The following is a 3567-nucleotide window of genomic DNA, read 5'->3' as shown; positions in this document are numbered from 1 at the left end:
GGCACGGCGGGGTACGGGCCCGCGGCCAGCGCGCCCGCGTCGGCGGGCAGGGGCTCCTCGACGAGCGGGCGGCGGGCGGCCTCCCAGACCCGGCGGCCCCGGTCCAGCAGGGCGGTCCACGCCTCGCCGGCGCCCGGCCCGGCGGCGGCGTCGAGGGCCCGTACGACGCCCGCGCGGGAGGCGTTCGGGAGGGTGGCGACGGTGCCGTCGGGGAAGACGTGCCGCTCGGCGGGGTCGACCGGCACCAGGTCCACGCACTTCTCCAGCCTCCGCCGGCCGGTCTTGAGGAACAGGTCGCGGTAGACCGCGGGCAGGTGCAGGACCCCCGGGCCGGTGTCGAAGCCGAAGCCGTCGCGCTCCAGCCGCCGTACGCCGCCGCCGTGGGTGCCGGTGCGCTCGTGGACCGTCACCCGGTGGCCGGCCAGGGCCAGCCGCGCGGCGGCGGCCATGGCGCCCATGCCGGCGCCGATTACCGCGATCTGTGCCATGGCCCGGACTTTATCCCGCGTCCCGCGCGGCCCCGCGGGCGGGAGCGGAACGGCTGGGGGCGGGTACTCAGCTGTGCGCTCGGGTACTCAGATACGTGCTTGAGTACCCGAGCGGATAGGTCTCGACCTGCACAAACGGCAAAGTGATGGGCGTGGGACGGACGCAGTACGGAGCCCGGACCGCCGACACGGGGCGGCGGAACGGAACTCCGGCCGGCCCACGAGGGGGGAACGGGGGAACGGGGGGAAGCTGCCCCGGTGGTGGAGCGACGGGGGATCGCTTCGCGCCGGGGCAGCGCCCGTTTCGGCGGGCGGTGTGCACCGCCGGCGCGGGGTGCCACCCCCGGGGCGGCACCTTCTCGGCGCAATTGCCGCGGGGGGTGTGGAGAAGGGCGTCGATGCAGGTAGCGGGGCAGGTCAGGCCGATTGTCAGTGGGGTGCGCCACGATGGGCACATACGAACGAACGACTGAAGGACTGACGCTGACAGGAGGCAAGCCATGGCGGCCGAGCCGGCTTTCGCCCCACCGAGTGATGTCCACCCCGTCCTGCGCCCGGGCAGCGCGCCCAAGGCGGCGCTGGAGCTGCTGGCGCAGGCGCACGCCGGCCTGGCGGAGGCGGCGGAGATGGAGACGGCGAACGAGCGCTATTCGCTGGCCCACCTCGCCGCGCTGCGCACCGCCGCGGCGGTGCTCGCGGTGCGCGGGCGCCCCGAGCCGTCGCCGCGCCGCCGGCAGCGCATCCGCAGCGCGTGGGAGGTGCTGCCGGAGGTCGCGCCCGAACTCGCCGAGTGGAGCGCGATGTGCGCCGGCGGCGCCCGGCTGCGCGCCCGCGCGGAGGCGGGCATCAGGGACGCGGTCGACGCGCAGGAGGCGGCCGATCTGCTCCGCGCGGCAGGGATGTTCACGCGCATCGTCGAGCGGATGCTCGTCGTCCAGCCGCTGATACGCCCCGGGCAGGGTCCGGAGACGGGTTGAACCGGCCCGCGGCCCCGCGGGCGGCCGCGGCGGCGCCGGTGCGCGGGGCCGCCGCGGGGCGGCCCGCCGGGGCTCGGGGAGCGGATGCGCAGCCTCTAAGCTGGGCCACGCCCGATCTTCGAGGAGCACTCCATGCCCCGTACGACACCGCACGACCACCTGCCGCGCGCCGCCCTGCGCGCCGCCGGCGCCTGGGAGGCGCTGGAGGACGCCCTGGCCCGGCACGGCGCCGCCGGACCGGGCGGCGCGGCCGGGGAGGGCGGGGCGGCCGGAGCGTCCGCCGGGGCCGGAGCAGGCCGTGCGGAGGGCGCGGCGGCGGAGCACTCCGCCGTCCGTCCGCTGGACGTGCTGGACACCGGCGGCGGCACCGGGTACTTCGCCGTGCCCGCCGCCCTCCTCGGGCACCGGGTGACCGTCGTCGACCCCAGCCCGAACGCGCTGTTCGGGCTGCAGCGCCGCGCCACCGAGGCCGTCCTCGCCGACCGGGTGCGCGGCGTGCAGGGCGACATCCACGCCCTCTTCGACGTCGCCGAGCCCGGCGCGTATGACGCCGTGCTCTGCCACGGGGTCCTGGAGTACGTCGACGATCCCGCCGCGGGCCTCGCCAACGCCGTCGCCGCGCTGCGGCCCGGCGGCCTCCTCAGCGTGCTCGCCGCGGGCCTCGGCGGCGCCGTGCTGGCCCGCGCGCTCGCCGGGCACTTCTCCTCCGCCCGCCGGGCGCTGACGGGCCCGGACGGCCGCTGGGGCGAGGCCGACCCGGTGCCGCGCCGGTTCACCCCGGAGGAGCTGACCCGGCTGGTCGCCGCCGCCGGGGTCGAGGTGCGCGCCGTCCAGGGCGTACGGACCTTCGCCGACCTGGTGTCGGACGGCCTCGCGGAGTCCGAGCCCGGCGCGCTCGACGCGCTGCTGGAGCTGGAGCGGGCGGCGGCGGAGTCGCCGGCGTTCCAGCCGGTCGCGGCGCAGCTGCATGTTCTCGGCGGCCGGAAGTGATAACCGGTCCGCCCGCGGGCAGAGGTGCAGTAGGCCACAGGCCACCCGTTCGGCCCCGGGGCGCCGTATGATCTGAGTCAGGGCCTGCTACGGCGGGCAGGCCCAGATCCGTGCCGCGGATCGGCGGATTTGGCGCAGAGGGGCGGGTTTCACGGGGGCGCATACCTGCCTATCCTGGAGGTGTCGCGTCCCGGTCGCCCCCAAGCGACCGACGAGTAGGAGGACTCCGTGCCGCTCTCGGAGAACGAGCAGCGCATGCTCGAGCAGATGGAACGAGCGCTGTACGCAGAAGACCCCAAGTTTGCGACGGCGCTTGAGGGGAGCAAGCTGCGCACATACACCCGCCGTCGGGTGTACCAGGCGGTAGCGGGCTTCCTGGTCGGTATCGCGCTCCTGATGGCGGGCATGGTCGCGCAGCAGATCTGGGTCAGCGTGGTGGGCTTCCTCGTCATGCTGGGATGTGCGGTGCTCGCCGTGACCGGTTGGCGCAGAACCGCGAACCCGGGCGAGCAGCAACAGCAGCAGCCGGGCGAAGCCGCGGCCCCCCGGGGCGGTCAGCAGCGGCGCAGGACCCGGCAGCGCCGTTCCATGATGAACCGCATCGAAGAGCGGTGGCAGCGCCGCCGCGACGAGGGGCGTTAGGCTACCCGAGCCCCCGCACCGTGCAGAGCTCCCCGGGCCCGGCCCGCGGGAGCTCTCCCGCACGTCCGGCCTCCGGCCGGGCCCCGGGACGAAGCGGCCCGCCCTTCCCGTCCCGCGCCGGGCGCGCGCCCGCGCACTGAGCGCGCACGGGCCGTACCGGCGCGCGACTAGTCCTCCCCTGTGTCACCACTCCGGCCGTCCCCCCCCGCACGGGCCCTACCCGGCTTCCGGCCAGCCCTCCGTCACCGCCGTCCAGCGCCTCCGCCGGCCCCGCGCAGCGGGCAGCGGGCGGGTACGGGGCCGGTCGCACCGGTCCCCGCATCCCGCCGCCCCTCAGCGGGAGGCGTCACCGCGTTACCGGGACGGCCTCAGCGTCGCGCCCGTGCGGCGCACCGCCTCGCGCCAGCGGCCCGTCACCGCCGCCCAGCGCGCCGCCACCGCCCACAGCAGCCGCACCGACGAGCGCGGCG

The 3567-nt window shown here is 76.9% G+C and carries 4 protein-coding genes; 3 read left to right on the top strand and 1 reads right to left on the bottom strand.

Annotated features, from left to right (window positions below):
- On the bottom strand, positions 1–488 hold a 488-nt coding region (locus ABD317_RS34735; RefSeq protein WP_344295543.1), incomplete at its 3' end, for an NAD(P)-binding protein.
- A 500-nt stretch (positions 489–988) separates the two neighbouring features.
- On the opposite strand from ABD317_RS34735, the gene ABD317_RS34730 reads away from it, so the two are divergent.
- The 3 genes from ABD317_RS34730 (at position 989) to ABD317_RS34720 (ending at position 3097) form a co-directional block, all read left to right on the top strand.
- Complete coding sequence (locus tag ABD317_RS34730; RefSeq protein WP_344295539.1) at positions 989–1465, top strand: SAV_6107 family HEPN domain-containing protein; 477 nt, start codon at positions 989–991, stop codon at positions 1463–1465.
- Positions 1466–1597: 132 nt separating this feature from the next.
- Positions 1598–2455, top strand: a complete 858-nt coding sequence (locus tag ABD317_RS34725) for a class I SAM-dependent methyltransferase (protein WP_344295536.1) — start codon at positions 1598–1600, stop codon at positions 2453–2455.
- A gap of 228 nt (positions 2456–2683) precedes the next feature.
- Positions 2684–3097 carry a DUF3040 domain-containing protein gene (locus tag ABD317_RS34720; protein ID WP_027753706.1) on the top strand — a complete coding sequence of 138 codons (414 nt, stop codon included), beginning with the start codon at positions 2684–2686 and terminating at the stop codon, positions 3095–3097.
- Positions 3098–3567 lie beyond the last annotated feature (470 nt).

Source organism: Streptomyces synnematoformans (assembly GCF_039531005.1).
GTDB lineage: Bacteria > Actinomycetota > Actinomycetes > Streptomycetales > Streptomycetaceae > Streptomyces > Streptomyces synnematoformans.
Note: the sequence above shows the minus strand (reverse complement) of the source record. Positions and strands in the feature narration are given on the sequence as shown.